A 26,273-nucleotide genomic window follows, 5' to 3' on the forward strand; every position below is an offset into this window, starting at 1 on the left:
ACGCTTTGTTCTTTATTTTTCAATATAGCAATATCTTCCCATAATTCATCTGCATCAAAGTAAGTCCATACTGGAGTAACATATTACAGTAGCAGATAGGAGCAACATACCGACACAGCATGACTTGAACATATTCAACGGGAAAATGTTTTGCGACTGAGGCTATATATTCGACATTCACCAAATTATCCACAAATATATCGGATAGCGCAAAGCAGAGATCTTTGTCTGTAAACAGTTTACTTGTATTCACCACATCATTTCTTTTATTTACTTGTTTTCAGTAAGTCTTTTAGTGCTGCTATATTCGCCCTCGCCCCCTCGGCTTCTTTTAACTGACGACGCTTTTTCGCGTAGGTATCAAATATCTCTTTGGCTTTTTCATCAGCCGCTTTCTTACTGATTCCACCAGCACCTTGTAATACGTTTCGGTCATTGAAACTTAAAAACTGATCCAGCTTAGTATCCCAATCCTGTAAAAAAACCTGCTTACGGCGCAGTGCTTGGTCTTCAGCAAAATCGAGCCACATATTGACGATACGGTTTAATTCTTTCAGCTCATTTTCACGTAGATAATTCTTCGCAACCGTTACATCCGTTTTACGCACTTCGCCCGACTTATAACTAGTTAAGACCATATCTGGCTGACTGGCATCTGCGCGACTAGCTATAAGCTCAGCGGCAGTCATTCCCGTACAAGCAAAATGCAGTTTGTTTTGAATGGATTGGAAGAAACGAGTGGTTTCTTTATTGGAAGGCTCATAGTCCGCTGCCATGGTGAAGATCTCTTTCACCCGTAAATATACTCGCCGCTCACTGGCACGAATATCACGGATGCGTTCGAGCATCTCATCAAAGTAATCCGGCACGACTGACTGACCGATAGGCGGATTCTTCAGACGTTCATCATCCATCACAAACCCTTTGATCAGATACTGTTCTAAAGTTTGTGTTGCCCACTGGCGAAATTGTGTGCCGCGAACTGAACGGACACGGTAACCAATCGAAAGGATCATTGAGAGATTGAAGTATTTCACATTGTACTGTTTACCATCATCCGCAGTTGTTCGGTAAAACCGAACAACTGAATCTTCAACTAACTCGCCTTCAGTAAAAATATTGCTGATATGCTCACTAATCGTGGCTTTAGCTTTACCGTAAAGCTCGCAAATCATAGTCTGAGATAACCACAGTGTATCGGATTCAAAGCGGCATTCGACGTGAGTTTGACCATCTTCACTGCGGAACAAAACAAATTCACCCTGTGGTGCTTCAGGAAGATTATCGATCATCAAATTACCTCCGTTCTGTGTGCTATGAATAAACTGTGAACAACAATATAGTATGTTTAACAAAAAAATAAGGCCATCAGCAAATAGATAGCAAGCACATTATTTTATGAAAAACAATGTGCTACCATTTTTGAAATTTTTTCTCTTCTAGAAAAATGTTCGTGCATCTTGTCAGTCATCACCCACAGCGCCTTATTCAATTTAATCGTAGCATGCGCTTCTGCAAGGGTTACAAGGTCGTAGCTGCCAAAAGACATCAACCGAGCCTTACCTGCAAAGCGGAAACGAAAGCGCCAGCCTTTCGAGCTATCAGGGTTGATAAGCCCTGTCCATCGTTCAATGTATAGGCTTTATCCTGAGGTTTTGCGCACTTAATTTGTATGTCTGTCAGTGCCATGTGTATAAAAATTCTATACATAACACTATACATATTTTTTCTGGATTCAGGGAGATGGTGTCGGATGTATACGAACGAGCCATTAGCTATTTATATTGAATTTAAAGGGTTTTTAGACGTTCTCGGGCGAGAGGGGAGGAAAATTGGCGGAAGATCACAGGAGTCGAACCTGCCCGGGACTGCTGGCAGCCCCAACTGGATTTGAAATCCAGCCGCCTCACCAGAGACGACGATCTTCCTTTTCAGTAGATGTTCGATTATAGCCCTCTCAGATTCTTTTCTAAAGTCGATCAAATCAAATAAATACAAAATAATTCGGGTTGTTGGTAAATAACGCACGAAAATACCTGAGAAATTTAGATAACTTAGCTGAATTCGAATTAAACCATGAGCAATGATATTCTCAACATAACTTTAGACTGTGTTATCTGCTATCCGACTATTAGTCTGCTATTCGTCAAGGAAACTAGTCATATTTCAAGTTGAATGGTGATTTATTACGTCATTATGAACATGAGAAAAAGCAATTTTATAAATAAATATGTAGCGTGACATGTCACGTTTTTTGCCAAAAAATCTTTTTTATTACAAAGATAAAATGTGAATAATTTTATTTTTCATTGCATTACACATCATTAGCAACCCATTCCAAATTAGTACCCGATTAAATAATGATTGAATCATTCAAATTGCAATTCTTACAAAACCTATTGGTCACCTAACCTGATAGCCTATTGAGGGTTCCAGTATCATTAATTTCTGTTGATCTAAGATGCTGAACCCACGTTTCATTCCTTTCTTATTCCTTCTTACCCACTATTATCCCGACGTCAGATTAGCTAAATGACCTATCATGACTCTGTAAGCAGCAAGCTTTTCACCTTGTCTCTTTCATCTTAAGTAAACAAACAAAAATTTATCCTACAAGCTCAACACCCTACAGCCATCCGCTAGACTTAAACACGTAACTAATGACAACTTGAAATAGGGCGAATATCTTCACACTTATTGATAAAGCTAAAAAATAAAAAGCGTTATCGTATATTGAGGTTTTCATTTTCGCCCCCATATAATTCTACATGTTCACAGTGGCGTGCTGCTTTCGTTAACTCGGGTCAGCCGTTTAACTTATTGTCAATACAGTAAGTCTTGGCCTACGAGCGCAAGCCTGCTATCACAGGATGTTTATATGACAAACCCATTATTAACCGATTCTGTACTACCCCATTTTTCTGCGATTAAGCCTGAGCATGTATTCCCTGCCGTTGAGCAAGTTCTCAATGAATATCGCGAAACCGTCGAAAGTCTCTTGTCGGCAACCAATCAATATACTTGGGATAATCTTTGCCTACCGCTTGAAGAAGCAAGCAATAAACTATCCCGTGTATGGTCTCCTGTTGGCCACCTTCATTCAGTCAAAAATAGTCCAGAATTGCGTGAAGCCTATGAGAAATCTCTGCCGTTGCTTTCCGAATTCGGTACCTGGATGGGGCAACATGAGCCACTATATCAAGCTTATAAATCTCTTAAAGACAGCCCTCAGTTTGCATCGCTAAACCAATCTCAACAAAAATCTATCGAAAATACCCTGCGTAGCTTTGAGCTATCCGGTATTGGCCTGCCTGCTGAAAAACAACAGCGCTATGGTGAGATTGTGGCGCGTCTGTCTGAAATCGGCTCTAAGTTCAGCAACAACGTCCTCGATGCGACAATGGGCTGGAGCAAGCTGGTTAAAGATGAAAGCGAGCTAGCGGGTATGCCAGAAAGCGCTATTGCCGCCGCTAAAGCAATGGCAGAATCAAAAGAAGAAGACGGCTTTATGCTGACGTTGGATATGCCAAGCTATTTACCAGTAATGACTTATGCCGATAATGCCGAACTACGTCGTGAAATGAGCCATGCCTTTAGCACCCGCGCATCAGACCAAGGCCCAAATGCAGGCAAATGGGATAATAGCGAACTGATTGATGAATTGATGGCTCTGCGCCATGAATTAGCTCAGTTACTGGGTTTCAAAAATTATGCTGAGAAATCTCTCGCGACTAAAATGGCGGAATCCCCTGAGCAAGTATTAGACTTCTTAAATAATTTAGCCGATCGCGCCCACCAGCAAGGTAAAGATGAATTAGCTGAACTGACTGCATTCGCTAAAGAACATTATGGCGTCGATAAGCTCGAATCTTGGGATCTAGCTTATTACAGCGAAAAACAAAAACAGCACAAATTTTCTCTCAGTGATGAGCAACTGCGCCCTTACTTCCCAGAGCAGCGTGTTGTAGAAGGTCTGTTTGAAGTCGTTCATCGTATTTATGGCCTAACCGCTAAAGAGCGCAAGGATGTCGAAATATGGCACCCTGATGTCCGTTTCTTTGAGCTATATGATGATACCAACGCATTACGCGGTAGCTTCTATCTTGACCTTTATGCACGTGAACACAAACGTGGAGGGGCTTGGATGGATGACTGTGCAGGCAGAATGGTTCATCAAGATGGTTCATTGCAAAATCCAGTTGCTTACTTGACGTGTAACTTCAATAAACCACTGGGTGATAAGCCTGCTCTGTTTACGCATGATGAAGTGATTACACTGTTCCATGAGTTTGGTCATGGCCTGCACCACATGATGACAAAAATTGATGTTGCCGATGTAGCAGGTATCAATGGTGTGCCATGGGATGCGGTTGAATTGCCAAGTCAGTTTATGGAAAACTGGTGCTGGGAGCCTGAAGCGCTTGAATTTATCTCTGGTCACTATGAAACTGGTGAACCATTACCACGTGAAATGTTAGATGCTATGTTGGCAGCGAAAAACTATCAATCTGCCATGTTTGTACTGCGTCAACTCGAGTTTGGTCTGTTTGATTTCACCCTGCATGCTGAATTCGATCCAGCGAAAGGCGCGCAAGTCATGCCAACACTTCATGCTATTAAACAAAAAGTCGCGGTTGTTCCATCACCTGAATGGAGCCGTTTCCCGCATGCATTTAGCCATATCTTTGCGGGTGGTTATGCGGCAGGTTATTACAGCTACTTATGGGCGGATGTACTGGCAGCGGATGCTTATTCTCGCTTTGCAGAAGAAGGTATCTTTAACCGTGAAACAGGCCAATCATTCCTTGATAATATTTTAAGCCGTGGTGGTTCAGAAGAGCCAATGGTCCTTTTCGAACGTTTCCGTGGTCGTAAACCAGAATTGGATGCAATGTTGAAGAGCTATGGTATCAATGGCTGATCACATCAAGATCCAGTTGATCTGTGAAGAGGGGGCCGATGCTGGCACCCTCTCCCAACTTGCTGAAAAATGGCAACTTGTTCATAACCCTGATGCGATTATGGCATTAGTTCTCACCTCTGAAAATTTGCAACTACGCAAGATGGATGAACCGAAACTCGGTGGCATCTTTGTCGATTTTGTCTCAGGTGCGATGGCACATCGACGCAAATTTGGTGGTGGGCGCGGTGAGGCCGTCGCTAAAGCGGTTGGCATTAAAAAAGACTATTTACCCGATGTGATAGATGCAACCGCAGGGCTTGGGCGCGATGCTTTTGTACTTGCTGCTCTGGGTTGTCATGTCCGAATGCTTGAACGTCATCCGGTCGTAGCTGCACTTTTGGATGATGGTCTACAACGTGGTTATCAGGATGTCGAAATTGGTGAATGGCTTAAACAACGAATGTCGCTTATCCATGCTTCCAGTATTACTGCATTAGCGGATATTGAGTCACCACCCGACGTTATTTATCTTGACCCAATGTATCCACATCGCCAAAAAAGCGCTTTGGTTAAAAAAGAGATGAGAGTATTTCAGTCATTAGTTGGGGCTGATGATGATGCTGATGCTTTATTGGTACCGGCTCTCGCATTAGCTAAGCGTCGTGTTGTGGTAAAGCGACCTGATTATGCGGAACCTCTTGCGGGACAAAAAGCGCCGTCAGCTGTAACCACTAAAAGTCACCGATTTGATATTTATCCCTGTATTAAAACGTAACGGCGAAGGGCTTGTATTCATGAAATTACCCATTAATACAATAGCCCTTTCGCGTACGTTAAATCAGATAATTACAAAATACCTTGTGCGAACATTGCATCGGCAACTTTAACAAAGCCTGCAATGTTTGCGCCTTGTACATAGTTGGTTTGCTTAGCTTCGCCACCATACTCAACACAGTGGTTATGGATATCCAACATGATGTGATGCAAGCGAGCATCAACTTTTTCAGCTTTCCAGCCCATACGTGCAGCATTCTGAGCCATTTCCAGACCTGATGTTGCAACACCACCTGCGTTAGCTGCTTTACCTGGAGCAAACAATACGCCAGCTTCAAGGAAGAGTTCAGTTGCAGGGATAGTCGTTGGCATGTTTGCACCTTCAGCAACGGCTTTAACGCCATTTTTGATCAGCAGCTCAGCAGCGTCTGTATCTAATTCATTTTGTGTCGCACATGGTAGAGCGATATCAACAGGAACACACCATGGTTGCTGGCCAGCCAAATAAGTTAAGCCGAACTCTTCTGCGTAAGCTTCAACGCGACCATAGTTATTTTTGATCTCTTCTAAGCGTGCTAATTTTTCTGGTGTGAAACCAGCTTCATCAACCACAGTACCGTTAGAGTCAGAAGCTGTAACCACTTTTGCACCCAATTCCATGCATTTTTCAATGGTATACTGAGCAACGTTACCTGAGCCTGATACAGCAACACGCATACCATCAAAGCCTAAACCATGGCGTTTTAGCATCGCGTTAGTGAAATAGACTAAACCGTAACCGGTTGCTTCTGGGCGAATTAAGCTACCGCCAAAGGAAAGCCCCTTACCCGTGAAAACGCATGAAGTATCGTTGGATAATTTTTTCATCATCCCTGCCATGAAGCCCACTTCACGACCACCAACGCCGATGTCACCCGCAGGTACGTCTGTATCTGGACCCAAATGACGATACAGCTCAGTCATCAGTGACTGACAAAAACGCATCACTTCACCGTAGCTTTTGCCTTTCGGGTTAAAGTCAGAACCCCCTTTACCACCACCCATCGGTAATGTTGTCAGTGCATTTTTCAATGTTTGTTCAAAACCAAGGAATTTTAGGATAGAGAGGTTTACTGAAGGGTGAAAACGCATACCGCCTTTGAATGGACCAATCGCGGAGCTGAACTGCACACGCCAAGCTCTGTTCACTTGAACTTTGCCCTGATCATCAACCCAACAAACACGGAATTGAATGATTCTTTCAGGTTCGACGAAACGCTCAAGTAGCGCTTGGTCGCGGTATTTTGGGTTATTTTCTAAGAATGGCCAAAGTGAGGTGAAAACTTCGCGAACGGCTTGTAGGAATTCAGGTTGTTGAGGGTCTCTTTTTTGAACTGTTTCCAAAAATGACGATAGTGAATTCATCTATACCTTCCTTTTTTCAAATTTTGCTGTGATGTTTCTCACCGTTTCTTATGATTATTTTTTAGGAAATGTGAGCTTGATTTGTATTTGCTTATTGAATATATCACTAGATTGTATTCATGTTTCAAGGTTTTTTTTTATTCTAGAGTAAAAAAAATTTCTTGACCTGACAATAACTCACTTATTTTAAATTTTTTTAGGCGAAAAAAACGCCTGCATAAGCAAGCGTTTTTAGCGAATAATATTTCAATTCTAACTGAATTGATTATTCCTCTTCGTCATTCAGTGGAACAATCAGCATATCCACATGGACTGTATTGATTAGCTGGCGAGCTGATGACATCAACTTGCTCCAAAAATCTTGGTGATGACCACAAACAACAAGGTCCATATCATATTTTTTAATCGCATCGACTAAAACTTGACCTAAATCACCACTACCACTCAATGTTTCCTGAATATCATAACCTGCGCCAGCAGAAAGATCTTTCAGCGAGTTACGGGTTTCATCCGTGATACGCTGTTGCATATCGCCCAAATTTACATCGATAAGACCGGTGTAGAGATCTGAGTAATTTACATCAACATGGATCATGGATACTTTAGCCCCGTACGGTTTTGCCATAGAGACGGCTTTATCCAGTAATACTTTACTTTCAGGTGATAAATCTACCGCTACGAGAATATGTTTGTACGCCATAAAGTAAACTCCTTCCGAATGCTGATTTTGTGGTGGTCCATTTAACTCACCAATAGCTTATGAATACTATACCTGCATATTACGACAGATGATTGTCGTTTTGATCACACCTCTGCAGATTAGCCACATTTATCTTAAACCACATAACATGTTAGAAAACAATATATCACGTATCTCAAAAATAATTCGAGTTGCATGTAATCAACTGTCATACAACTTGCAGAATGACGAATATCAACAGCTCTAGACAACTCAAGTTGCATGTCCATATGCTCACCTTAAGTAATATTAATCCATAAATGAGAATTGTGTTTGTTTTTTTCAATATAAACAAATAGTAAACATTTTAGCAGCCAATCATCCTGCTATGGCGCCATTTTGCCCAAGATCACTTTTTTATAGGCGCAAAATTCAATGAAAATTGCCCAAAAATACTCATACTGGCGCTTTTTTTAAGCAAAATATTATCCTACACTTAAAAGTGTCAATTCAATTGACACTATGTTTGCTGTGTTTGCTTTATTTCCTTAGTAGCGACAGCTCAGGCTGATATCTTAGGGGGTGAGTATGTTCAGTATGATTGCGTTGTTTTGGGCTTTATGCATTCTTTGCATCATAAATATGATGCGCTATTTTTCTTCGCTCCGAGTTTTGCTTTACATCCTTCGGGATACAGACCCACTGCTTTACCAATCTGTCGATGGGAATGGTTTTTTTACCACTCATGGGCAATTCAATAAGCAATTAAAACTCATTCGTTACATCAATAATAAACAATATCTCGACCACTTCGACTCAGAAGTGATACGTCGTTGTGACCGGATCCGTAACCAGTTTTTACATATTAGCCAGCTAAGTGTATTAGTTGTGGTCAGCTTAGCTTATCTGCTTATAGCGTCTTAATTAGTCATTTTATTAATAATAATCACTTATCTACTCTCAAATGATCTTATTTAGCTTTTTAAAGACAAAAAAATAGTGATGAACCGTAAAGGTCATCACTATTATATTTATTCTTGCTGTACCAAAAGCTGTACGTGAGCAAATCCGTTAAGTACTAGATAAACAACAACGCAATCCAGTACAGACCACCAGCAAGCCCGATAGAGATAGGCAAGGTTAATACCCATGCCAAGGCAATACTCTTAATTGTTTTGCTCTGTACTCCACCACCATCAACCACCGCGGTCCCTGCAACAGCAGATGACAATACTTGGGTTGTGGAAACTGGCATACCAGTATAGCTTGCTACACCAATCGAAACCGCAGCTGTTACCTGTGCAGAAACGCCTTGAGCATAAGTCATGCCTTTCTTACCAATTTTTTCACCAATAGTGACTGCAACACGTTTCCATCCGAACATAGTACCGATAGATAACGCAAGTGCCACTGCAATGATGATCCAAATAGGCGCATACTCAACGGTATACAGTAGGTCTTTGCTCAATTTTTTCAGTAAGCTTGCATCTTGTGAGCTAGTCTCTGGCAACTTAGCCACGGCGTTAGCTGTATCAGAAATACACATTAACAGACGACGCATATGGTTACGTTGATCAGGTGTTAATTCATCATAGCTTTGAATACCACTGAGCATTGTTTGAGCTTGATTCAGAACGGCTGATGTACGAGTGCTATCACAATGGAATTCTTCATTGATTTCGTTGATTTGAGACGAAACTGGTGCAGCTTCAATTGCGTGGTTTAATGCCGGCTTATGAGTTTCATAGTACTGCTGCAAGTGAACAACGGCATCGTGAGTTTTCGCGATATCGTAACCGCTTGAATTCATATTCACGACAAAGCCAGCAGGTGCAACACCAATCAACACTAGCATAATAAGACCAATGCCCTTCTGCCCATCGTTTGCACCATGAGAGAAACTGACACCAATCGCGGAAATAATTAATGCGGTACGAGTCCAAAATGGTGGCTTGCGCTTACCATCTTTTTTCTCACGTTCTGCTGGTGTTAAGTGGATACGGCGGCGTTTTTTTGTTCCACTCCAATAACGGCGTAGTACAAAAATCATTAGCCCAGCAACCACAAAACCGATAGCAGGAGAAAGAATTAAGGACAGGAAGATACTGATCATTTTCGGTACGTTCAACGCATCAACGATGGATGAATCAGTCACTATTGCATTGGTTAAACCAACACCAATAATGGCTCCGATCAAGGTATGAGAACTTGATGCCGGAATACCAAAATACCAGGTTCCAAGGTTCCAGATGATTGCAGCCAATAGCAATGAGAAAACCATCGCAAGGCCGTGAGCTGAACTCACATTAAGCAAGAGATCTGTCGGTAACAGATGAACAATTGCGTAAGCAACACTCAACCCTCCGAGCAGAACACCAAAGAAGTTAAATACACCCGCCATAACAACCGCGAATTCAGCTCGCATTGCCCGGGTATAAATAACTGTTGCTACCGCATTAGCGGTATCATGAAAACCATTGATAGCCTCATAGGCCAGCACAAATAACAGTGCAAGCACTAACAATAGGCCAGTGTAAAATTCTAAACCTGTAAAAAGATGTAGCATAGACGTTAAGCCATTTTATGTTGGTCATGAACGCGGCGCATTATCAGTGACAAACGCTAGCGGTGGAAGCAAAATCTAACCTTTTTTTGATTTAATTACCTGATTAAAAAGTAGCGCATAGTAATTACCTTATATTTATCAATAAATTATATAAATTTAATTTGTTCTGATTTTTCGAAACTTTTTCGATAAAATTCCACACAAATAAAAGTTAATTCATCTTTTTTGGCGAATTTTTCTAATTATAATATGTATTCAGGACTTTTCATTACTTGTTAAACGATGCTCGGCATTACAACCTCTGCCTTATCACGTAATATACTCTTTCTCATCGTGGTTATTGTGCTTAGAATCAAATATATATAGAGAATTTTTATTGTGAAAAAATATGACGTTATTATTCTTGGTGCAGGTGCCGCTGGCCTGTTCTGTGCATCACTGGCAGGAAAACGCGGTCTTAATACACTGGTATTAGATAACGGAAAAAAACTCGGCAGAAAAATTCTCATGTCTGGTGGTGGACGTTGTAATTTTACGAACATCTATGCAGATCATACTAATTACTTATCGGCAAATCCTCACTTTTGTAAGTCAGCACTCGCTCGCTACACACAATGGGATTTCATTGGATTAGTCAACAAATACAACATCCCATACCATGAAAAAACCTTGGGTCAGTTATTCTGTGATAACAGCGCACAAGATATTGTTGATATGCTTCAAGAAGAGTGTCGTTCTCCCAATATCACCATCAAATTACGTAGCGAAGTCACTAGAGTTGAGAAAACAGATCAAGGTTTTGTAGTCAGCGCTAATGGTGATGAAGTAAGTGCACACTCACTTGTTGTCGCTACTGGTGGATTATCCATGCCCGGCTTAGGTGCAACTCCCTTTGGTTATCGCCTCGCAGAACAATTCGAGCATCGTATTTTACCCACTCGCGCCGCTTTAGTGCCTTTTACACTGCATAAGCCGCTATTAGAGGCACTGCAAGTGCTTTCGGGTATCTCTGTTGCCGCCACTGTTACTGCCGCTGATGGCACAATATTTAAAGAAAATATTTTATTTACTCATCGAGGCTTATCAGGCCCTGCCATTTTACAGATCTCCAATTACTGGGCACCTGGTGAGTTTGTAAGTATCAACTTACTTCCTGAAATTTCGCTTGAGCAGTATTTAAACGAAGAGAAGCAATCACATCCTAATCAATCGCTGAAGACAACACTCACCAAATTACTGCCTAAGCGATTAATTGAGGTTTTACAGGAATTAGGTCAGATACCTGACTGTGCAATCAAGCAGCTTAACCATGCACAAATAGAAACCTTACATAACACCTTACATGAATGGCAAGTACAACCAAATGGAACCGAAGGTTATCGAACTGCTGAAGTGACATTAGGGGGTGTTGATACCAATGAGATCTCTTCAAAAACCATGGAATCCCTCAAAACCACAGGATTATATTTTATTGGTGAAGTTGTCGATGTGACGGGTTGGCTTGGAGGATATAATTTCCAATGGGCATGGAGCTCAGCATCGGCTTGTGCAGAAAATTTACCTTTAAATAAATAATGACCTTACTGTTTATGTGAATCATTCAAAAAACTCGCAGATCTAATAAATAACTTAATCCATTGAAAAATAATGGATATTATTAATTTTTATAGAAATCATATAATTGCATTTTTTATTATAAATTATGCCTTTTTGATTAAAAAAAAGGCTTTACAAACGATAGTGATAACTATTATCATTAAATTACTCCCACGACATAGCTTACTCAGCAACTGTTTTGGCAGTACGACATTGCTCACATTGCTTCCAGTGTTTAGTTTAGCCAGCCTCGTGCTGGCTATTTTTTTATCTAGAATGTTGTTCAAAATTTTTGGACTCTACGGTCAATCCTAGCTACTTCTCTCTCCCCTCAATTTGATTAAACTGTTATCAACAAATTTAGAGCTGCTCCAACCTTGATCGGAGGCCAGCTATTAAGGAGATAACACAATGATCTACCTACGCAAAGCAAACGAACGCGGCCATGCCAATCATGGTTGGTTAGATAGCTGGCATACCTTTTCATTTGCAAATTATTATGATGAGCAATTTATGGGATTTTCAGCACTTCGTGTCATCAACGAAGATTTTATCGATGCTGGGCAAGGCTTTGGTACTCATCCCCATAAAGATATGGAAATTCTGACCTATGTTCTTGAGGGCGCTGTAGCACATAAAGATAGCATGGGTAACATAGAGCAAATTCCCGCAGGCGAGTTCCAAATAATGAGTGCAGGTACAGGTATTAGTCACTCAGAATTTAACCCTGATGATAAACAAACGCTTCATCTGTATCAGATTTGGATTATGCCAGAAAGAGCTGGCGTAAAACCACGTTATGAGCAAAAACGCTTTGATTCAACTAGTGGCAAACAGTTAGTTCTATCACCTGATGCAAGAGACGGCTCGTTAAAGGTCTATCAGGATATGACACTATCGCGCTGGGCATTACCAACCAATGAAACGCAGACTTATACTATCGAAGATAAACGTGTTGTCTGGATCCAAGTTGTCAAAGGTAATATTGAAGTCAATGGTCAAGCAGCCACAACCAGTGATGGTTTAGCGATTTGGCAGGAAAATAGTCTAACCATTAAATCTGATGAAAATAGCGAAATTTTATTGTTTGATCTACCCGCTGCTGATTAACCAACGCGTTAAATGATATCCCATCACCCCGTATATAAGGCTTATGCGGGGTTTTTCTATGTATATTAGTGTGTACTTACTTACAAATCCGACATCCCTAGCCAAATTAACTAGACTCAAATAGCCTAAGTTTCAGCTCACCTCTACGGATAGCATTTAATTGTTTGATTGGGGGTTTTATCGAGATTTGATCTTCAAAATTAAATACCTTCCTATTGTAAATATCAACATTATCTGCATTAATTAAGGCAAATTTAATGAATTATAAAGAGAGCATAATGTCAGATATAATTTACTTAACATTAAAAGGTGGTAAACAGGGATTGATTTCTGCTGGATGCTCTACCTATGACTCGGTGGGTAATAGATATCAGTCAGAGCACACAGATGAAATATTAGTTTACTCAACGGATTATGACATCGCACGTAACCAAAACGTCTCTCATGCAGATTTCATCTTTATCAAAGCTGATGACAAATCATCACCCTTGTTGCTTTCTGCCATTACAAATAACGAGATATTAGATTGTGAATTCAAATATCATCGGATTGACAAAAGTGGCGGTTTGCTTCATTACAAAACAATAAGACTCACCAAATCATCAATTGTTCGAATAAAAAATATTCATCCTAATTCACTGATAGAGAATGAGTCTTACCCTTTAGAGACAGTATCGCTGAGATATGAAAGCATCACGGTTAATCATATAGCAGCCAGCACATCGGGTTATAGCATATCTAATAATATCTAAAGGTGATGTAGTTATGAGAAATGACGTGTACAACAATCGTTTCGATATCCCTGTATATCATTCGCTTGAGCCTATTTACGAAACGCTGATGGAAGACCCTGTTAAGATCTACGTAATGGCTAATACTGTTTTTATCGGTCATATTGGTTTAGTTATAGGAGAGGGAGAAGACGCCTTTTTATATGACCCAGCAGGAAGCTATACAGGGTGTAAAGACAACCAATGCCCGAAAGGTGTTATCACCACTAGGGGGTCAGGTGATTTTTTTTGGATATCCTGATTTTAATTGGGATGATTAGCTGTCATATCATCGAGGGGATGGTGAAAGCGTTGTTGTTATAGAATTCATTATCCCTAGAGAACATGCTGAACGCTTGAAAGATATTATATTAGACCACGGTGGAGGAGGTATAGCTGATTGCGCTTCTCAAGTTGCTACAGTTTTACAACAAAGTGGCGGAATATTTAAAAATTTAGGCGTTGGTTTTAGAACACCCATTGGATTGAAGTATGAATTAATTGAATTTCATCAAAAAAAAGGTTTTCTTCCTTATGGTCTTTTCTCACCGAATGCCTACTAATGTTAAAAAAGCACTGTTCTCTTATATATCAATCATTATAGGAGTTGTGTTTTATTATCTAGAGGTCGGCAATCAATTGTTTTTTACACTGTATAAACCGGGAAGTAATTTTTCGCCTATTTTGTTTGCTTACCATAAGTCAATGAGTTTCTACTTTTTAGGTTACTTAGCTATCCTGGCTCCTATATTTATTTTTTATCTAAAAAACCATCTAAATATCATTTATCGCGTATTAATATATTTTTTAATTCCTAGCATTTTCTCAATGGTCATGTGGTACTTTGATATTAGTCTTCAATTGCCATTGAAGGTTTATAACGTAACCACTTCTAAATTGGATCATTTTCTATATTTTATATCACAATCATATCTAGTAGGGATGACTTTCTTCATTACGATTATTGCATCAATATGTGATTTAGTATTGAATATATTTATGAAGAAAAACTAGAGTGGTAAATATTTAACGAACGCTATTTAAGGTGCTTAGCACCTTAAATATTAATCAATGAAAGTAGGTTCTGTATCCTCAGATAATGAAACGCATTTTACACCTTTACTTTCATACACATTGATTATAAATGATTTTTTTTCGTTCTCTACAGATCTATATCGATATAAATCTTCGCTATCATACGATTCAGCCGGGGCTCTCTTTACTTCTAAAGAGGTCATTAAATAAGATTTTAATCCGTTTCTGACTGACTCAATTTCAGATAATGGGATCTTACAATAATAAATTTCAGATCCCCCTTCAGTAAATCTATCAAATTGGTAATGAGAATAACCTGAAGCATATTCTTTGAAGGGTGCATTTCTGATGACTTTGTCAACCAACACATAAGAATAGACGTAATTATATAATCCGATATTCCCTCCAGGAGAAAATAAGATAAATAAATAAATAAATAGGAAAAAACAAAGAAAATCAAAAAATAGCAAATTTTTCTCTTTTTCATGATAACTCATTTATCTAAACGGAATGAAGCGGCTCAAATGGTAAGAATGTATGTATTCAACTGGCGAAAAAGGCTCTACTTTTCCATTGTTTAATCGAAGATTAATAGGTGTGATTGTTTTTAAAAAGTAAGGTAGCTCTTTTTTGTATGGCTTAGAATTAGGGTAAATTAAAGGATCAGGGAATATCCAAGGACGTAGCTCTCTATTTTTAAAATTTCCAATTGAACCATAGTGTTCCCAAATTCGGAGGGCTTTATCTTTTGAAGCTATTTTAAGTAAAGGTTTATAATTCCTTGGTTCGTATATTTTATAGAAACCAAATAAATTTTAAATAATATCTTCACCACTAAATCCACTATCACTTCTTAAAATCCCATGATAGAACCAATTATCTTGCAACCCCTCAAAATGCATAGTCATATCTAACATAATAGCCAAAGCAATCGATTTTTTATCCTCTGAATTTAACCCTCTCCTAACTAACCATTGAGTTTTTCCCCCCGCCGTATACCCATACCTTTCCATGTTTTGCTTATACTCAACAACAAAATGCGTTTTAAATAATGGGGTTGACATAAGTGAAGGAAATTGATTAAAAAGGTCACGAGATACGTTCTCGCCTTCCATCTGAGCTTTTAAGTTAATTGCATCAGTTCCTTGGGCTTGGGCATGATTTTCATCAATCCATCCGATCTCATCCGAATAAATTAGTTTCTCCCGCTCTATATCATCTCTACTAGCCATATGAATTTCCTTATATTACCAAAACATGATATCAACATAAGGCAAATACTAACACAGGTAATGCTGAGAACGGACAAAATTTGTTCTTGTATGTTTGAGGCGTTTTATAAGTATAACCTTCCCAAAGCTAACTAGGCTTAGCTAAAAAGGAAAAAGAAGGTTTTCTTTTTCTTGTAACGCAGAGCTTCATTCTGAACCCAACGAAGAAAAACCCCATATATCTGATAAGGCTCTGAATTCAGAGCCTTATCATTTAGTTTATGCAAATTGCTTACTTCTTAGGACCCACTTTGACCAGAGCTTCACCCGCTGGGGTGTCTGTATACTTGTCAAAGTTATTCACGAAGCGGTCAGCCAAGTCTTTCGCTTTCTCATCCCACTGCGACTTATCTGCATAAGTATTACGTGGATCAAGAATATTGGTTTCAACGCCTGGTAATGCCGTTGGAACTTCAAGATCAAAGATTGGCAACTTGATTGTATCTGCTTTTTCAATGTCACCACTTAAAATAGCATCAATGATAGCGCGCGTGTCTTTGATAGAAATACGCTTACCTGTTCCATTCCAACCAGTATTGACTAAGTAAGCTTTCGCACCTGCTGCTTCCATACGTTTTACCAATACTTCAGCGTATTGCGTTGGGTGCAGTGATAGGAATGCCGCGCCAAAGCACGCAGAAAACGTTGGAGTTGGCTCTGTAACACCACGCTCTGTCCCCGCCAGTTTAGCCGTAAAGCCTGATAGGAAGTGGTACTGTGTTTGTTCTGGGGTTAAACGAGACACTGGTGGTAATACACCAAATGCATCTGCTGTTAAGAAAATGACTTTTGTGGCATGACCTGCTTTTGAAACAGGCTTAACGATATTTTCGATATGGTAGATAGGGTAAGAAACCCGTGTGTTTTCTGTTTTTGAACCATCATCGAAATCAACCGTGCCATCTGCTAGAACAGTCACGTTTTCTAATAGTGCATCACGCTTAATCGCTCCGTAGATGTCTGGCTCGGCTTCTTTAGAAAGATGGATAGTTTTTGCATAGCAACCACCTTCAAAGTTAAATACACCATCATCATCCCAACCATGCTCATCATCACCAATCAACTTACGTTTTGGATCCGTAGACAGTGTTGTTTTACCTGTGCCAGACAGGCCAAAGAAGATGGCTACATCGCCATCTTCACCGACGTTAGCAGAACAATGCATTGATGCGATACCTTTGAGCGGCAGTAGGTAGTTCATCATTGAGAACATTCCTTTCTTCATTTCACCGCCATACCAAGAACCACCAATTAATTGCATACGCTCTGTCAGGTTGAAAGCAACAAAGTTTTCAGAGTTCAGACCTTGCTCTTTCCAATTAGGGTTAGTGCATTTTGCACCGTTCATCACAATAAAATCAGGTTCAAAACCAACTAGCTCTGCATCTGTCGGGCGGATGAACATGTTTTTGACGAAATGCGCCTGCCAAGCTACTTCGGTAATAAAACGAACTTTCAGTCGAGTGTCTGCGTTAGCACCACAGAATGCATCAATGATAAACAGACGTTTGCCTGACAATTGCTCAGTAACTAAATGTTTTAATTCACCCCATATTTCTTGGGTCATTGGTTTATTGTCGTTTTTACCTTTACCCTGATCAGCCCACCAAACAGTATTACGAGTGACGTCATCTCGGACGATATATTTATCTTTTGGTGAACGCCCCGTAAAAATACCGGTATCAACCGCGACAGCACCTAAAGTGGTAACTGTGCCACGCTCATAACCTTCTAATCCAGGTTTAGTTTCTTCCGTGAAAAGCAGCTCATAACTTGGGTTATAGACAACTTCTGTCACATCATGAATGCCATACTGCTCAAGTTCTTTAAGTGTAATACTTTTAGCGCTCATTATTATTGCTCCTGGGTAATCATAATTAATCTACAGATGATCATAATTCTTTACGACTAATTAACAGCGATAGCTATCAAAGAATTGAAAATGTATAATTTTTTTTAATCGATAATGAGACTTGGAGCACGTAATAATCCTTTAAAAATACAAAAAAAGGGTGCAGAATTGCACCCTCGTCACATAATTAGGTTGCTAAATCGTATCAGTGAAGTTGCTGATTTAGTTCCTTTTTTAACCCTTGAATATCGGATTCAATAAATACGTAGTGCGATCCACAATATTCACACTCCATATCAATTTTGCCATCTTTCTGCAATATATCGACAACATCCTCTTCCGGCAAAGTCGCTAAAGTACTTTCGCAACGTTCACGCGAACAAGTACAACGAAATTCCACGGTTTGAGGCGCATATAACGTCACATCTTCTTCATGATATAAGCGGTGTAAAACCTCTTTAACCTCAAGTTGACTCAGCTCTTCACCTTTAATCGTCGCAGTCAGCTGAATTAAATGGTCAAATAGGTCATGACTGCCCTCTTCTGCCGCAGGCAATACTTGTAATAGCATGCCACCCGCAATTGCTTTGCCATCTGATTCACCCACACGGATAAATAAGCGTGTTGGCAGTTGTTCTGATTGCATAAAATAAGCATCAATGCACTCTTCTATGGTTTCACCTTCCATTGCGACGATACCTTGGTAACGCTCACCTTGGGTTGGTGTAATGGTTATCACCATAAAACCATTACCGATCATCTGTTTTAACGTGCTTCCAGCAACAACAGGGCCATCAATGCGGGCAACACCGCGCATTTGCTGTAGGTTATTACCGTTGATTACTGCTAAGTTTACAGGGCCATCACCTTGGATTTGGACCGTAATATCACCATCAAACTTTAAGGTTGCGGTAAGTAAACTAGTTGCAACGAGCAGTTCACCTAATAGCCCTTTCACCGCGTCTGGGTAATCGTGATTATCTAGAATTTGTTGAAACGTTTCATCGACAGTAATCATCTCTCCACGTACAGCATGCTGTTCGAACAGGAAGCGGTGGAGTAGGTCTTGTTTAGCCATAATTTCTCTCTATTACTTAGTACGTCGATTACGACGACTCATGGGAATTGCGATCTGCTTACTTTTGAGCTTATATTGCGGCAATTTGAAGAGTAAGCTTTTAATGAAATAACAATAATTAATATGGGGTCGACTCAAAATCACTTTCAAGTGAACATCAGATAAAGCCGCTTTATGTAGCACAAAGTGGTATTTTCCTAAACTGTTAAGGATTAAATCACTCACCTTGATTAAAACGCTTTTAATTTAAATAAAAACCAACCATATAAAGATCATTAAATCTTCGTTTGTTTAAATTTTAGCAGGGTACGACGTTCTTTTTTATCTGGACGTCGTTCTGGATGAGGCATGGTTAACGCATTCATTTTACGTGCTTGCGCCACTTTTTCACGCTGTTCAAGACTCTCAGATGTCTCACGATAAAGTAGCTGAGCTTCAGGCGCACCTCGACGTTGACCATTAACTTCTAAAACTTCGACCGTTCGTTCGTCATTACCTTGCCTAAGTCTCACTAACGCATTTAGTTCAACAATCTTGCCCGGCTTAGTTCTTTGCCCATTATAATGAACTTTCCCACCATCAATCATATCGCGAGCCATTGAGCGTGTTTTATAAAAACGCGCTGCCCATAGCCATTTATCAAGGCGAACCTGTTCTACAGGTGGTTGTTTCATGATGTCATCCTCAATGCCTGTCTTTAAAATGAGGCCCCATCATTTTGGGTAAGACTATCTTTGGTTGGAAGGATTGTCTGCCTCAAAGCATTTATCATAGTATTGCTTGATATTACGTAAATGCTTTTTGTTGTTCATGATACGGGATATCACTAACGTGCCATTTAATATCACACAGATGCCCAAAAAAAGTACAAATAGAGCACTGCTGACATATTGAAATAGCAGTTGTTCACTGGGGTTGCTATGTAACGCAATGTGCAAGGTGCCATTAGCATCCGTCGATAAATTTGTGATAATACCTTCTATATCAAATGGTGTGTTGATCAGTAGGTTGGATATACGCTTAAGCTCTAACCAACGTTGTAACGGCGTCATATCACTAAATACAGTTCCTGCGATGAAATCCACTAATGCCTTATTTTCATCACTGACTAGCAGAACACCACCCGGTGAAGGGCTATTCAGTTTGGCCGTTTCTTTTTCAACTTCGTCCTTGATAAAATCATATGTGGTGCCTTCAACTAGCTTTTCCAAGGCCTCTGCGCTTCCTGCACGTAATAAAACATGTGCACCACTTAATTTACCTGCTGATGCTTTGGCAACTAATGCGTTCCAATCATCAGTACTTCCTAAATTAATTAATGCATTTTTTAGTTTCGAGCAAGGATCCCCATCACCGCACAATTCATTGGTTTTTAATATTATTTCAGAAAAATCAAAAATAATATTCATCCCTGATTTCATAATATCTCGTTGTAATCGAGGGTTAACACCTGTGCCGCCATTTTCAGGATGTAACTGACTTTTAACGGTATGCAGTAATTGAATGGCACGCTCAACAATTTCGGATTCTGGGTCAGGCACTAAATTCGTATTGTTCCAATAAATTCCAGAACAATCAAAGGGAGCAAATTGCGCTCGATTAGAATCCGACAAATTTGGAGGGCGATAACACATCCCAGCCCCTTTTGCGCTCAAGCTATCACCAACTTTGAGCTTGCGAGTTTCTAACTCTTCTACGTTGGTGACTTTGACTTTTTCTACCCCTTCAAGCCAAGCAAAACCTAATTTTACGGGCAAACTAATTGGCTGATAGGAAAACATAAAAATCAAAACTAATAGCCCTGTTATCAGTATTAGTAGATTTTTTTTATATCGTCGATAAGGATAGTAACGCTCTTCTTCATGTAATGAGAGATATTGCCCATGCCGAAGAACTTCCCCTGACGCATACATATCGATGTTGGTTGCTTTATTTAATTCATTATGAACATACGGTTCCCAGTGAGCTGGGTAGTAAAGGTCAGTCCCACCGATTGACACAGTTGAAGATTGCCTTTTATCAAGTTCACCATATAATTCCCAGCGCTGAGGTTGCCCAAAAATACACTGAACATTTTGAGGTTGCTTTGGAAATACCCGCCCACGGAATAACAACAAAAGACCAACAATAAAGCAGATAAATGCACCGACAAATCCCCATGATTGTAAAAATGGGATTGTGATTAATGCTAAGTAACCTAATAGAAAACTCAAGCTAATCAGGATAGCGCCAAGCCAACCCGATGAGTTATGTAATCGATGTTCTTCTGGCGTTTCTTTTCGTACACGCAACAGTTGAACATTAGGCTCACCCCGTTCGTAGATAGCTGCTTCAGGGGGAGCTATTTCAACAATCGGTTCAGAAGACCATTCATAACTAAAATCTTTCAGTGAAAAATTATTTAGCGAAATAATAAGCGGCAACTGGTTGGTCTCGACCAGTTCCATGACATTTTGTTGCTGTAAATATGGCTCCAGCTGCGAGGGAAGCCTGACTTCAACGGTATCAATAAAATAACGCCAAGTATTTGAGTGCTCTTGACGTAAATTAAAACGCGTCACTGAATTGCAGACTGTTGCGATAACCGAATTTTTTTTCAGTTGCCACTGTGCTTGGTCAGTATCTAGAGGATAAGAATGACTAGTACGTAAATATTGGGAGATAGTTTGATAATCGGAATCAATCATTTTCCGAAAAGAAGGTTCAGCTTGGGTTGGGATCTGATAGATACCAGAATTCCGCCCCCGCCTGAAAAACAGAAAGGAAGCCATTATAGTTAAGCTAATTATTAATATAGCCGATATAATGACGTAAATACTCATTTTATCCCCAATGAAATAATATCAAGAAAAGCATAGCAATCACTACGCTGCCTCTATATAAGTCAATTCCTATTCTATTTCTTATTTTTATGTTATTTTACAATATGTTGCAATTAAACTATTATATTTATTAATTAATGCTATTTTTATCCGGCTGATATACTAACAGTATTTTATCTACCCGATAATCTCTATCATTTTTTTTTGATATGGGTCATAGTTAACATCTGTATAAAAAGCGACTTTTGTCCGCTACCGGTATTTTTTAATACAGAATTTTCATTTACCCTGTTCGGGAATCGTTATGACAGAGCTTAAAAAGCCAAAAATATTGAATATTCAGGATGTTGCTCATTCCAAACTATTCAGCATCCAATCTGTTGACCTCGAGTTTAGCAATGGTGAAAAGCGCGTCTATGAAAGAATGCGCCCAGCGAAACGTGAAGCGGTTCTTATCATTCCTATCATTAATGATAGTTTAATCCTTATACGAGAATATGCTGTCGGTATTGAAGACTATGAATTAGGTTTTCCGAAGGGAGCAATAGACCCTGGTGAGACCTCTCTTGAGGCTGCACAGCGGGAACTAAAAGAAGAGGTCGGCTTTGGTGCTCATCAAATTATACCCGTTGCCAAACTCACCATGTCACCGTCTTATTTTTCGAGCAAGATGAATATTCTTGTTGCCAGAGACCTCTACGCTGAAAAACTAGAAGGTGATGAACCAGAACCTTTGCAACAAGTCAGATGGCCAATTGCTCGTATGATGGAACTGCTTGACCACCCAGATTTCAATGAAGCTCGTAATATTAGCGCACTATTTTACCTTGAGCGTTTTTTAAAAAATCTCGGTTAGTGCTATTGTTCAAATAGAACTACTTGACCTGTTAGTACTATTCGAAAAAAAGCCGCCTAAATAATGAGGCGGCATTTTTATTAGAATAACTCTTGGCTTCCACCACCCTCTTCGAAAATGGTTGTCCCCACTTCTTGAATAGCTTGATCTTTAGGCTCAGTGCCTTCAATAAAGTATTCTTTACGTGAATTACCCAGCTTCCCAGTTTTGCTATCTATGGAAACAGCAATCACGCCTTTAGGTGGCTTCATCATGGTGACAGGAACACCTTCTAAGATGGATTTCATAAAGTCATCCCACATTGGTTGAGCACTTTTAGCACCGGCTTCACCGCCACTTGCTGCTGTTCGACCTAATGAACGTTTATTGTCATCAAATCCTATCCAAGTTGATGCAACCACATCAGGACCGTAACCCGAGAACCAAGCATCTTTCGAACTATTTGTTGTCCCTGTTTTTCCACCAATATCACGGCGGCCACCTAAGTCCCTTCCTGCACGCCAACCTGTACCAGACCAACCTGGCTCTCCGTAGATATTAGTTGTCATTGCATCACGAATTAAGAACGCTAGCGGAGTACTGATCACATGAGGCGCATATTTATCTTCAGGAGCAATATCTTCTGGTGGAGTAGTTGTTACTTCCATTGTCGGTTCCTGCACAGCACCTGTACTGCCAGATTGGGTAACTTCCTCAGTAGACTCATCATCCAACCCTTTGAGCCCTATAGTCCGCTCAGTATCGCCATATATCACCGGAATATCGGTACAATCAGGGCACGCGATCCTTGGTTGTGCTTCAAAAATCACTTTACCATCATGATCTTCAATTTTTTCAATGTAGTAAGGGTCAATTAAATAGCCACCATTTACCATCACCGCATATCCTCGTACCATTTGCATTGGAGTAAAGGATGGAGCTCCTAACGCAAGTGCTTCTGTACGATTTATATTTTCAGCTGGGAAACCAAAGCGTGTCAGATAATCAGCCGCATAATCAACGCCCATCGCTCTCATTGCACGCACCATCACCACGTTTTTAGACTCACCTAATCCTTGTCTTAAACGAATAGGGCCATCATAACGAGCTGGTGAGTTTTTAGGACGCCAGTCTGCACCAGCACCTGCATCCCAACGGCTAATAGGCACGTCATTGAGTAATGAAGAAAGTGTTAATCCTTTATCCATTGCGGCTGTATATAAGAAAGGTTTAATGTTTGAGCCAACCTGACGTAGTGACTGAGTCACTCGGTTAAACTCACTCATATTGAAATCAAAACCACCGACTAACGCAATAATAGCGCCATTATTTGGATTTAAAGCAACAAAGGCTGCGTTCACATCAGGCACTTGGCCTAACCACCAAATATCTTTTACCTGGCGGATCCAGATTTGCTCACCAGCTTTAACAACAGAGTTAACCGTCCTAGGTGTTGCGCCTTGTTGAGTATCTGAAATGAATTTACGAGCCCAACGAACACCCGCTAATGGAATTTGCTCTGTTGAGCCATCCGCCAATTGAACCGTGGCATCATTATCAGTAGCAGAAAGCACAACTGCTGGCAATAAAGGCCCATACACCGGTGATTTCTTAAGTTTTTCAATGATTTTTTCAGTATCCCAAGCTGGCTCTGGAGGTGTCCATAGAACCTCTGTCGCGCCGCGATAACCATGTCGAACATCATAATCAATCAGGTTATTACGTACAGCATCGGTTGCAGCTAGCTGGTCTTTACGAATAACAGTGGTATACACTTTATAGCCGTCGGTATAAGCATCCTCACCATATTGTGTATACAGTGTATTACGTGCCATTTCGGCAAGATAAGGCGCTGAAAAGTCAATTTTAGGGGCATGATAGGATGCCTCAATTTTTTCACTTCTCGCTTGGTCATACTGTTCTTGAGTAATGTATTTTTCATCTAACATGCGCCCAAGTACTACATTACGTCGATTAACTGCACGGTCATACGAATAAAGCGGGTTAAACGTAGAAGGCGCTTTCGGTAAACCTGCAATCATTGCAATTTCACTCAGCGTCAACTCATTAACTGTTTTTCCAAAATAAACATAAGCAGCGGCACCGACACCATAAGCACGGTTACCAAGATAAATTTTATTGAGGTACAGCTCCATGATCTCGTCTTTAGTGAAGATCTGCTCAATTCGTATAGCAAGAAAGGCTTCTTTTGCCTTACGCATCAGCGTTTTTTCTGGACTTAGATAGAAGTTTCTTGCTAGTTGCTGCGTGATAGTACTCGCCCCCTGAGAAGCATGTCCCGATGATGCCATAACAGTTACAGCTCGGAAAATACCAATCGGGTCAATACCATGATGTTCATAGAAACGACTATCTTCAGTCGCAATAAAAGCCTTAACCATAAGAGGTGGAATATCAGCCAATGGCAATGGAATACGGCGTTTTTCACCATATTGTGCGATTAACTCCCCATCAGAACTGAAGACTTGCATCGGCGTTTGTAAGCGGATGTCTTTCATTGCTGCAACATCAGGTAATTCACCTTCGACATATTTGTACATGCCAAAAATCGAAGCGGTTCCCAAAAAAATGCAACAAATAACAAAAATGAAAAAATATTTTACGAACTTCACCGGATAATTCCCATACTCAACAGGCAGGAGGGTTTAGATATAACTGGCACGTAGTATAAAGCTTATACAGCTCAATAGAAATCGTAATTTATGTGTTGATGATAAGGAAATTATCTATGTATTCACAAAAATGGCACATTGGAATCGACCTTTGCCAAACAACGATTCAACTCGTTGCCGCAAAACAAAGCCGTAAACGCTGGTATCTGTGTGAATGTTGGCAACAAAATATTCCAAACGAAATCGCCAGCCAATCTGAAAATAACAAACACCTCATACTACTGAAAATTCTAAAACAATGGCGTCAGAAATTACCTAAAAATTGTCAGGTCTCTATTGCGTTTTCTTCTTTAAGAACATTAAAACAACAATTTGTATTACCTGCACAAGTCCCCTTGCAGCAGCCAGAATTGGGTTGGTACTTACATAGTCGTGCTGAAAAGCTTTTTCCTCTCAGTTCGGAAGAGATGGTCGTTGATTATCGAATTATAAATAATCACGCTTACTTAAACGGCGTACGCAAGACAGAAATAACCTTTTGGCAAGACTTACTTCATCAAAGTGGCTTCTTACTTACCGCGATTGATGTGGCACCTTGTGTTTTACGCTATATCGCAAGATATGCTGGGTTACCTGATGAAAGCTGGCTTGTACACTATCGCCAAGGAGAATGGCTGTGGGCTGGCCCTGTAAGCCAACCTGCTAACTATAATCAAATCCAAGAAGGTGAAATCACATCTCTCTCGCAACTTATTCCGTTGCTCACTGATGAAAATGTTCCATTAAAAATTCCCCTTTATTATATCAGTGACCGCCATGAGCCTCAGGCAATTCATTCATGGCACCTACTACAAGCTTTTCATCATTACACGGTGAAAATTCCTCGCCAACTCGGTGAGTTTGTCATTGCTGCGGGTTTAGCACTACGCCATAAGGATATTTAAT

22 protein-coding genes, 1 tRNA gene and 1 pseudogene are annotated in these 26,273 nt (G+C 40.1%); 10 read left to right on the plus strand and 14 right to left on the minus strand.

What is annotated here, in order from left to right:
- Positions 1-19 precede the first annotated feature (19 nt).
- The 4 genes and pseudogenes from OOA_RS21405 to OOA_RS15765 all read right to left on the minus strand — a co-directional run bounded on the left by OOA_RS21405 (position 20) and on the right by OOA_RS15765 (position 1,928).
- Positions 20-256, minus strand: coding sequence for a DUF7079 family protein (locus OOA_RS21405; RefSeq protein WP_419177171.1), 237 nt, complete (start codon positions 254-256; stop codon positions 20-22).
- A 10-nt stretch (positions 257-266) separates the two neighbouring features.
- A complete protein-coding gene (locus OOA_RS15755) occupies positions 267-1,292 on the minus strand; it encodes a virulence RhuM family protein (RefSeq protein WP_008913161.1) in 1,026 nt (341 codons plus the stop codon).
- 215 nt (positions 1,293-1,507) lie between these two features.
- Positions 1,508-1,689, minus strand: a pseudogene (locus tag OOA_RS15760) (Arm DNA-binding domain-containing protein); the annotation flags it as partial.
- A gap of 144 nt (positions 1,690-1,833) precedes the next feature.
- Positions 1,834-1,928, minus strand: a tRNA-Sec gene (locus OOA_RS15765).
- Between the two features lie 950 nt (positions 1,929-2,878).
- On the opposite strand from OOA_RS15765, the gene prlC reads away from it, so the two are divergent.
- Both prlC and rsmJ read left to right on the plus strand, forming a co-directional pair.
- Positions 2,879-4,921, plus strand: a complete 2,043-nt coding sequence (gene prlC, locus OOA_RS15770; protein ID WP_008913163.1) for an oligopeptidase A — start codon at positions 2,879-2,881, stop codon at positions 4,919-4,921.
- A complete protein-coding gene (rsmJ, locus tag OOA_RS15775) occupies positions 4,914-5,678 on the plus strand; it encodes a 16S rRNA (guanine(1516)-N(2))-methyltransferase RsmJ (protein ID WP_008913164.1) in 765 nt (254 codons plus the stop codon). The genes prlC and rsmJ overlap by 8 nt, the downstream gene beginning before the upstream one ends.
- A gap of 71 nt (positions 5,679-5,749) precedes the next feature.
- Here rsmJ and gdhA read toward each other — a convergent pair whose 3' ends face one another.
- Positions 5,750-7,081 carry an NADP-specific glutamate dehydrogenase gene (gdhA, locus tag OOA_RS15780; RefSeq protein WP_008913165.1) on the minus strand — a complete coding sequence of 444 codons (1,332 nt, stop codon included), beginning with the start codon at positions 7,079-7,081 and terminating at the stop codon, positions 5,750-5,752.
- A 265-nt stretch (positions 7,082-7,346) separates the two neighbouring features.
- On the minus strand, positions 7,347-7,781 hold the full coding sequence (gene uspA, locus OOA_RS15785) for a universal stress protein UspA (RefSeq protein WP_006657449.1): 435 nt from the start codon (positions 7,779-7,781) through the stop codon (positions 7,347-7,349).
- Between the two features lie 567 nt (positions 7,782-8,348).
- Here uspA and uspB point away from each other — a divergent pair.
- Positions 8,349-8,684 (plus strand): universal stress protein UspB, encoded by a 336-nt coding sequence (gene uspB, locus OOA_RS15790; protein ID WP_008913166.1) that lies wholly within the window; start codon positions 8,349-8,351, stop codon positions 8,682-8,684.
- 154 nt (positions 8,685-8,838) lie between these two features.
- Here the strand turns inward: uspB and pitA are convergent, their stop codons facing one another.
- Positions 8,839-10,326 (minus strand): inorganic phosphate transporter PitA, encoded by a 1,488-nt coding sequence (gene pitA / locus OOA_RS15795; RefSeq protein WP_008913167.1) that lies wholly within the window; start codon positions 10,324-10,326, stop codon positions 8,839-8,841.
- A 378-nt stretch (positions 10,327-10,704) separates the two neighbouring features.
- On the opposite strand from pitA, the gene OOA_RS15800 reads away from it, so the two are divergent.
- From OOA_RS15800 to OOA_RS20925, 5 genes are all read left to right on the plus strand, one after another.
- Positions 10,705-11,901 carry a BaiN/RdsA family NAD(P)/FAD-dependent oxidoreductase gene (locus OOA_RS15800; RefSeq protein ID WP_008913168.1) on the plus strand — a complete coding sequence of 399 codons (1,197 nt, stop codon included), beginning with the start codon at positions 10,705-10,707 and terminating at the stop codon, positions 11,899-11,901.
- A 432-nt stretch (positions 11,902-12,333) separates the two neighbouring features.
- A complete protein-coding gene (locus OOA_RS15805) occupies positions 12,334-13,032 on the plus strand; it encodes a pirin family protein (RefSeq protein WP_008913169.1) in 699 nt (232 codons plus the stop codon).
- A gap of 278 nt (positions 13,033-13,310) precedes the next feature.
- Complete coding sequence (locus OOA_RS15810; protein WP_040691771.1) at positions 13,311-13,784, plus strand: Hcp family type VI secretion system effector; 474 nt, start codon at positions 13,311-13,313, stop codon at positions 13,782-13,784.
- Positions 13,785-13,797: 13 nt separating this feature from the next.
- Complete coding sequence (locus OOA_RS20920; protein ID WP_008913171.1) at positions 13,798-14,064, plus strand: hypothetical protein; 267 nt, start codon at positions 13,798-13,800, stop codon at positions 14,062-14,064.
- Positions 14,065-14,158: 94 nt separating this feature from the next.
- A complete protein-coding gene (locus OOA_RS20925; RefSeq protein ID WP_236611250.1) occupies positions 14,159-14,365 on the plus strand; it encodes a hypothetical protein in 207 nt (68 codons plus the stop codon).
- A 501-nt stretch (positions 14,366-14,866) separates the two neighbouring features.
- Here the strand turns inward: OOA_RS20925 and OOA_RS15825 are convergent.
- The 6 genes from OOA_RS15825 to OOA_RS15850 all read right to left on the minus strand — a co-directional run bounded on the left by OOA_RS15825 (position 14,867) and on the right by OOA_RS15850 (position 21,860).
- The gene (locus OOA_RS15825) at positions 14,867-15,334 is read right to left on the minus strand and encodes a hypothetical protein (protein ID WP_008913173.1); all 468 of its coding nucleotides are present in this window, start codon (positions 15,332-15,334) and stop codon (positions 14,867-14,869) included.
- Positions 15,335-15,652: 318 nt separating this feature from the next.
- Positions 15,653-16,069 carry a hypothetical protein gene (locus tag OOA_RS15830; protein ID WP_008913174.1) on the minus strand — a complete coding sequence of 139 codons (417 nt, stop codon included), beginning with the start codon at positions 16,067-16,069 and terminating at the stop codon, positions 15,653-15,655.
- Positions 16,070-16,340: 271 nt separating this feature from the next.
- Positions 16,341-17,960 (minus strand): phosphoenolpyruvate carboxykinase (ATP), encoded by a 1,620-nt coding sequence (pckA, locus tag OOA_RS15835; protein WP_008913175.1) that lies wholly within the window; start codon positions 17,958-17,960, stop codon positions 16,341-16,343.
- 205 nt (positions 17,961-18,165) lie between these two features.
- Positions 18,166-19,038: an Hsp33 family molecular chaperone HslO gene (gene hslO / locus OOA_RS15840; protein ID WP_008913176.1), complete on the minus strand. Its 873-nt coding sequence runs from the start codon at positions 19,036-19,038 to the stop codon at positions 18,166-18,168.
- A 275-nt stretch (positions 19,039-19,313) separates the two neighbouring features.
- Positions 19,314-19,712, minus strand: a complete 399-nt coding sequence (hslR, locus tag OOA_RS15845; RefSeq protein WP_008913177.1) for a ribosome-associated heat shock protein Hsp15 — start codon at positions 19,710-19,712, stop codon at positions 19,314-19,316.
- Positions 19,713-19,766: 54 nt separating this feature from the next.
- Complete coding sequence (locus OOA_RS15850) at positions 19,767-21,860, minus strand: IgaA/UmoB family intracellular growth attenuator (RefSeq protein WP_040691702.1); 2,094 nt, start codon at positions 21,858-21,860, stop codon at positions 19,767-19,769.
- Positions 21,861-22,164: 304 nt separating this feature from the next.
- Here OOA_RS15850 and nudE point away from each other — a divergent pair, with 304 nt between their 5' ends.
- Positions 22,165-22,716 (plus strand): ADP compounds hydrolase NudE, encoded by a 552-nt coding sequence (gene nudE / locus OOA_RS15855; protein ID WP_008913179.1) that lies wholly within the window; start codon positions 22,165-22,167, stop codon positions 22,714-22,716.
- Between the two features lie 80 nt (positions 22,717-22,796).
- Here the strand turns inward: nudE and mrcA are convergent, their stop codons facing one another.
- Positions 22,797-25,328: a peptidoglycan glycosyltransferase/peptidoglycan DD-transpeptidase MrcA gene (gene mrcA / locus OOA_RS15860; protein WP_008913180.1), complete on the minus strand. Its 2,532-nt coding sequence runs from the start codon at positions 25,326-25,328 to the stop codon at positions 22,797-22,799.
- Between the two features lie 116 nt (positions 25,329-25,444).
- Here mrcA and pilM point away from each other — a divergent pair, with 116 nt between their 5' ends.
- Positions 25,445-26,272, plus strand: coding sequence for a pilus assembly protein PilM (gene pilM, locus OOA_RS15865; RefSeq protein ID WP_008913181.1), 828 nt, complete (start codon positions 25,445-25,447; stop codon positions 26,270-26,272).
- Position 26,273 lies beyond the last annotated feature (1 nt).

Origin of the sequence: Providencia burhodogranariea DSM 19968 (assembly GCF_000314855.2) — a bacterium.
Taxonomy (GTDB): domain Bacteria; phylum Pseudomonadota; class Gammaproteobacteria; order Enterobacterales; family Enterobacteriaceae; genus Providencia; species Providencia burhodogranariea.

Excerpts from the sequence above, each read along its gene's own strand:
- nudE (WP_008913179.1), top strand. The coding sequence starts at position 22,165 with ATGACAGAGCTTAAAAAGCCAAAAATATTGAATATTCAGGATGTTGCT.
- pitA (WP_008913167.1), bottom strand. The coding sequence starts at position 10,326 with ATGCTACATCTTTTTACAGGTTTAGAATTTTACACTGGCCTATTGTTA.
- uspA (WP_006657449.1), bottom strand. The coding sequence starts at position 7,781 with ATGGCGTACAAACATATTCTCGTAGCGGTAGATTTATCACCTGAAAGT.
- OOA_RS20920 (WP_008913171.1), top strand. The coding sequence starts at position 13,798 with ATGAGAAATGACGTGTACAACAATCGTTTCGATATCCCTGTATATCAT.
- OOA_RS15830 (WP_008913174.1), bottom strand. The coding sequence starts at position 16,069 with ATGGCTAGTAGAGATGATATAGAGCGGGAGAAACTAATTTATTCGGAT.
- gdhA (WP_008913165.1), bottom strand. The coding sequence starts at position 7,081 with ATGAATTCACTATCGTCATTTTTGGAAACAGTTCAAAAAAGAGACCCT.
- OOA_RS15805 (WP_008913169.1), top strand. The coding sequence starts at position 12,334 with ATGATCTACCTACGCAAAGCAAACGAACGCGGCCATGCCAATCATGGT.
- pckA (WP_008913175.1), bottom strand. The coding sequence starts at position 17,960 with ATGAGCGCTAAAAGTATTACACTTAAAGAACTTGAGCAGTATGGCATT.
- OOA_RS15850 (WP_040691702.1), bottom strand. The coding sequence starts at position 21,860 with ATGAGTATTTACGTCATTATATCGGCTATATTAATAATTAGCTTAACT.
- rsmJ (WP_008913164.1), top strand. The coding sequence starts at position 4,914 with ATGGCTGATCACATCAAGATCCAGTTGATCTGTGAAGAGGGGGCCGAT.
- OOA_RS15755 (WP_008913161.1), bottom strand. The coding sequence starts at position 1,292 with ATGATCGATAATCTTCCTGAAGCACCACAGGGTGAATTTGTTTTGTTC.
- OOA_RS15825 (WP_008913173.1), bottom strand. The coding sequence starts at position 15,334 with ATGAGTTATCATGAAAAAGAGAAAAATTTGCTATTTTTTGATTTTCTT.
- hslO (WP_008913176.1), bottom strand. The coding sequence starts at position 19,038 with ATGGCTAAACAAGACCTACTCCACCGCTTCCTGTTCGAACAGCATGCT.
- OOA_RS15810 (WP_040691771.1), top strand. The coding sequence starts at position 13,311 with ATGTCAGATATAATTTACTTAACATTAAAAGGTGGTAAACAGGGATTG.
- hslR (WP_008913177.1), bottom strand. The coding sequence starts at position 19,712 with ATGAAACAACCACCTGTAGAACAGGTTCGCCTTGATAAATGGCTATGG.
- uspB (WP_008913166.1), top strand. The coding sequence starts at position 8,349 with ATGTTCAGTATGATTGCGTTGTTTTGGGCTTTATGCATTCTTTGCATC.
- prlC (WP_008913163.1), top strand. The coding sequence starts at position 2,879 with ATGACAAACCCATTATTAACCGATTCTGTACTACCCCATTTTTCTGCG.
- pilM (WP_008913181.1), top strand. The coding sequence starts at position 25,445 with ATGTATTCACAAAAATGGCACATTGGAATCGACCTTTGCCAAACAACG.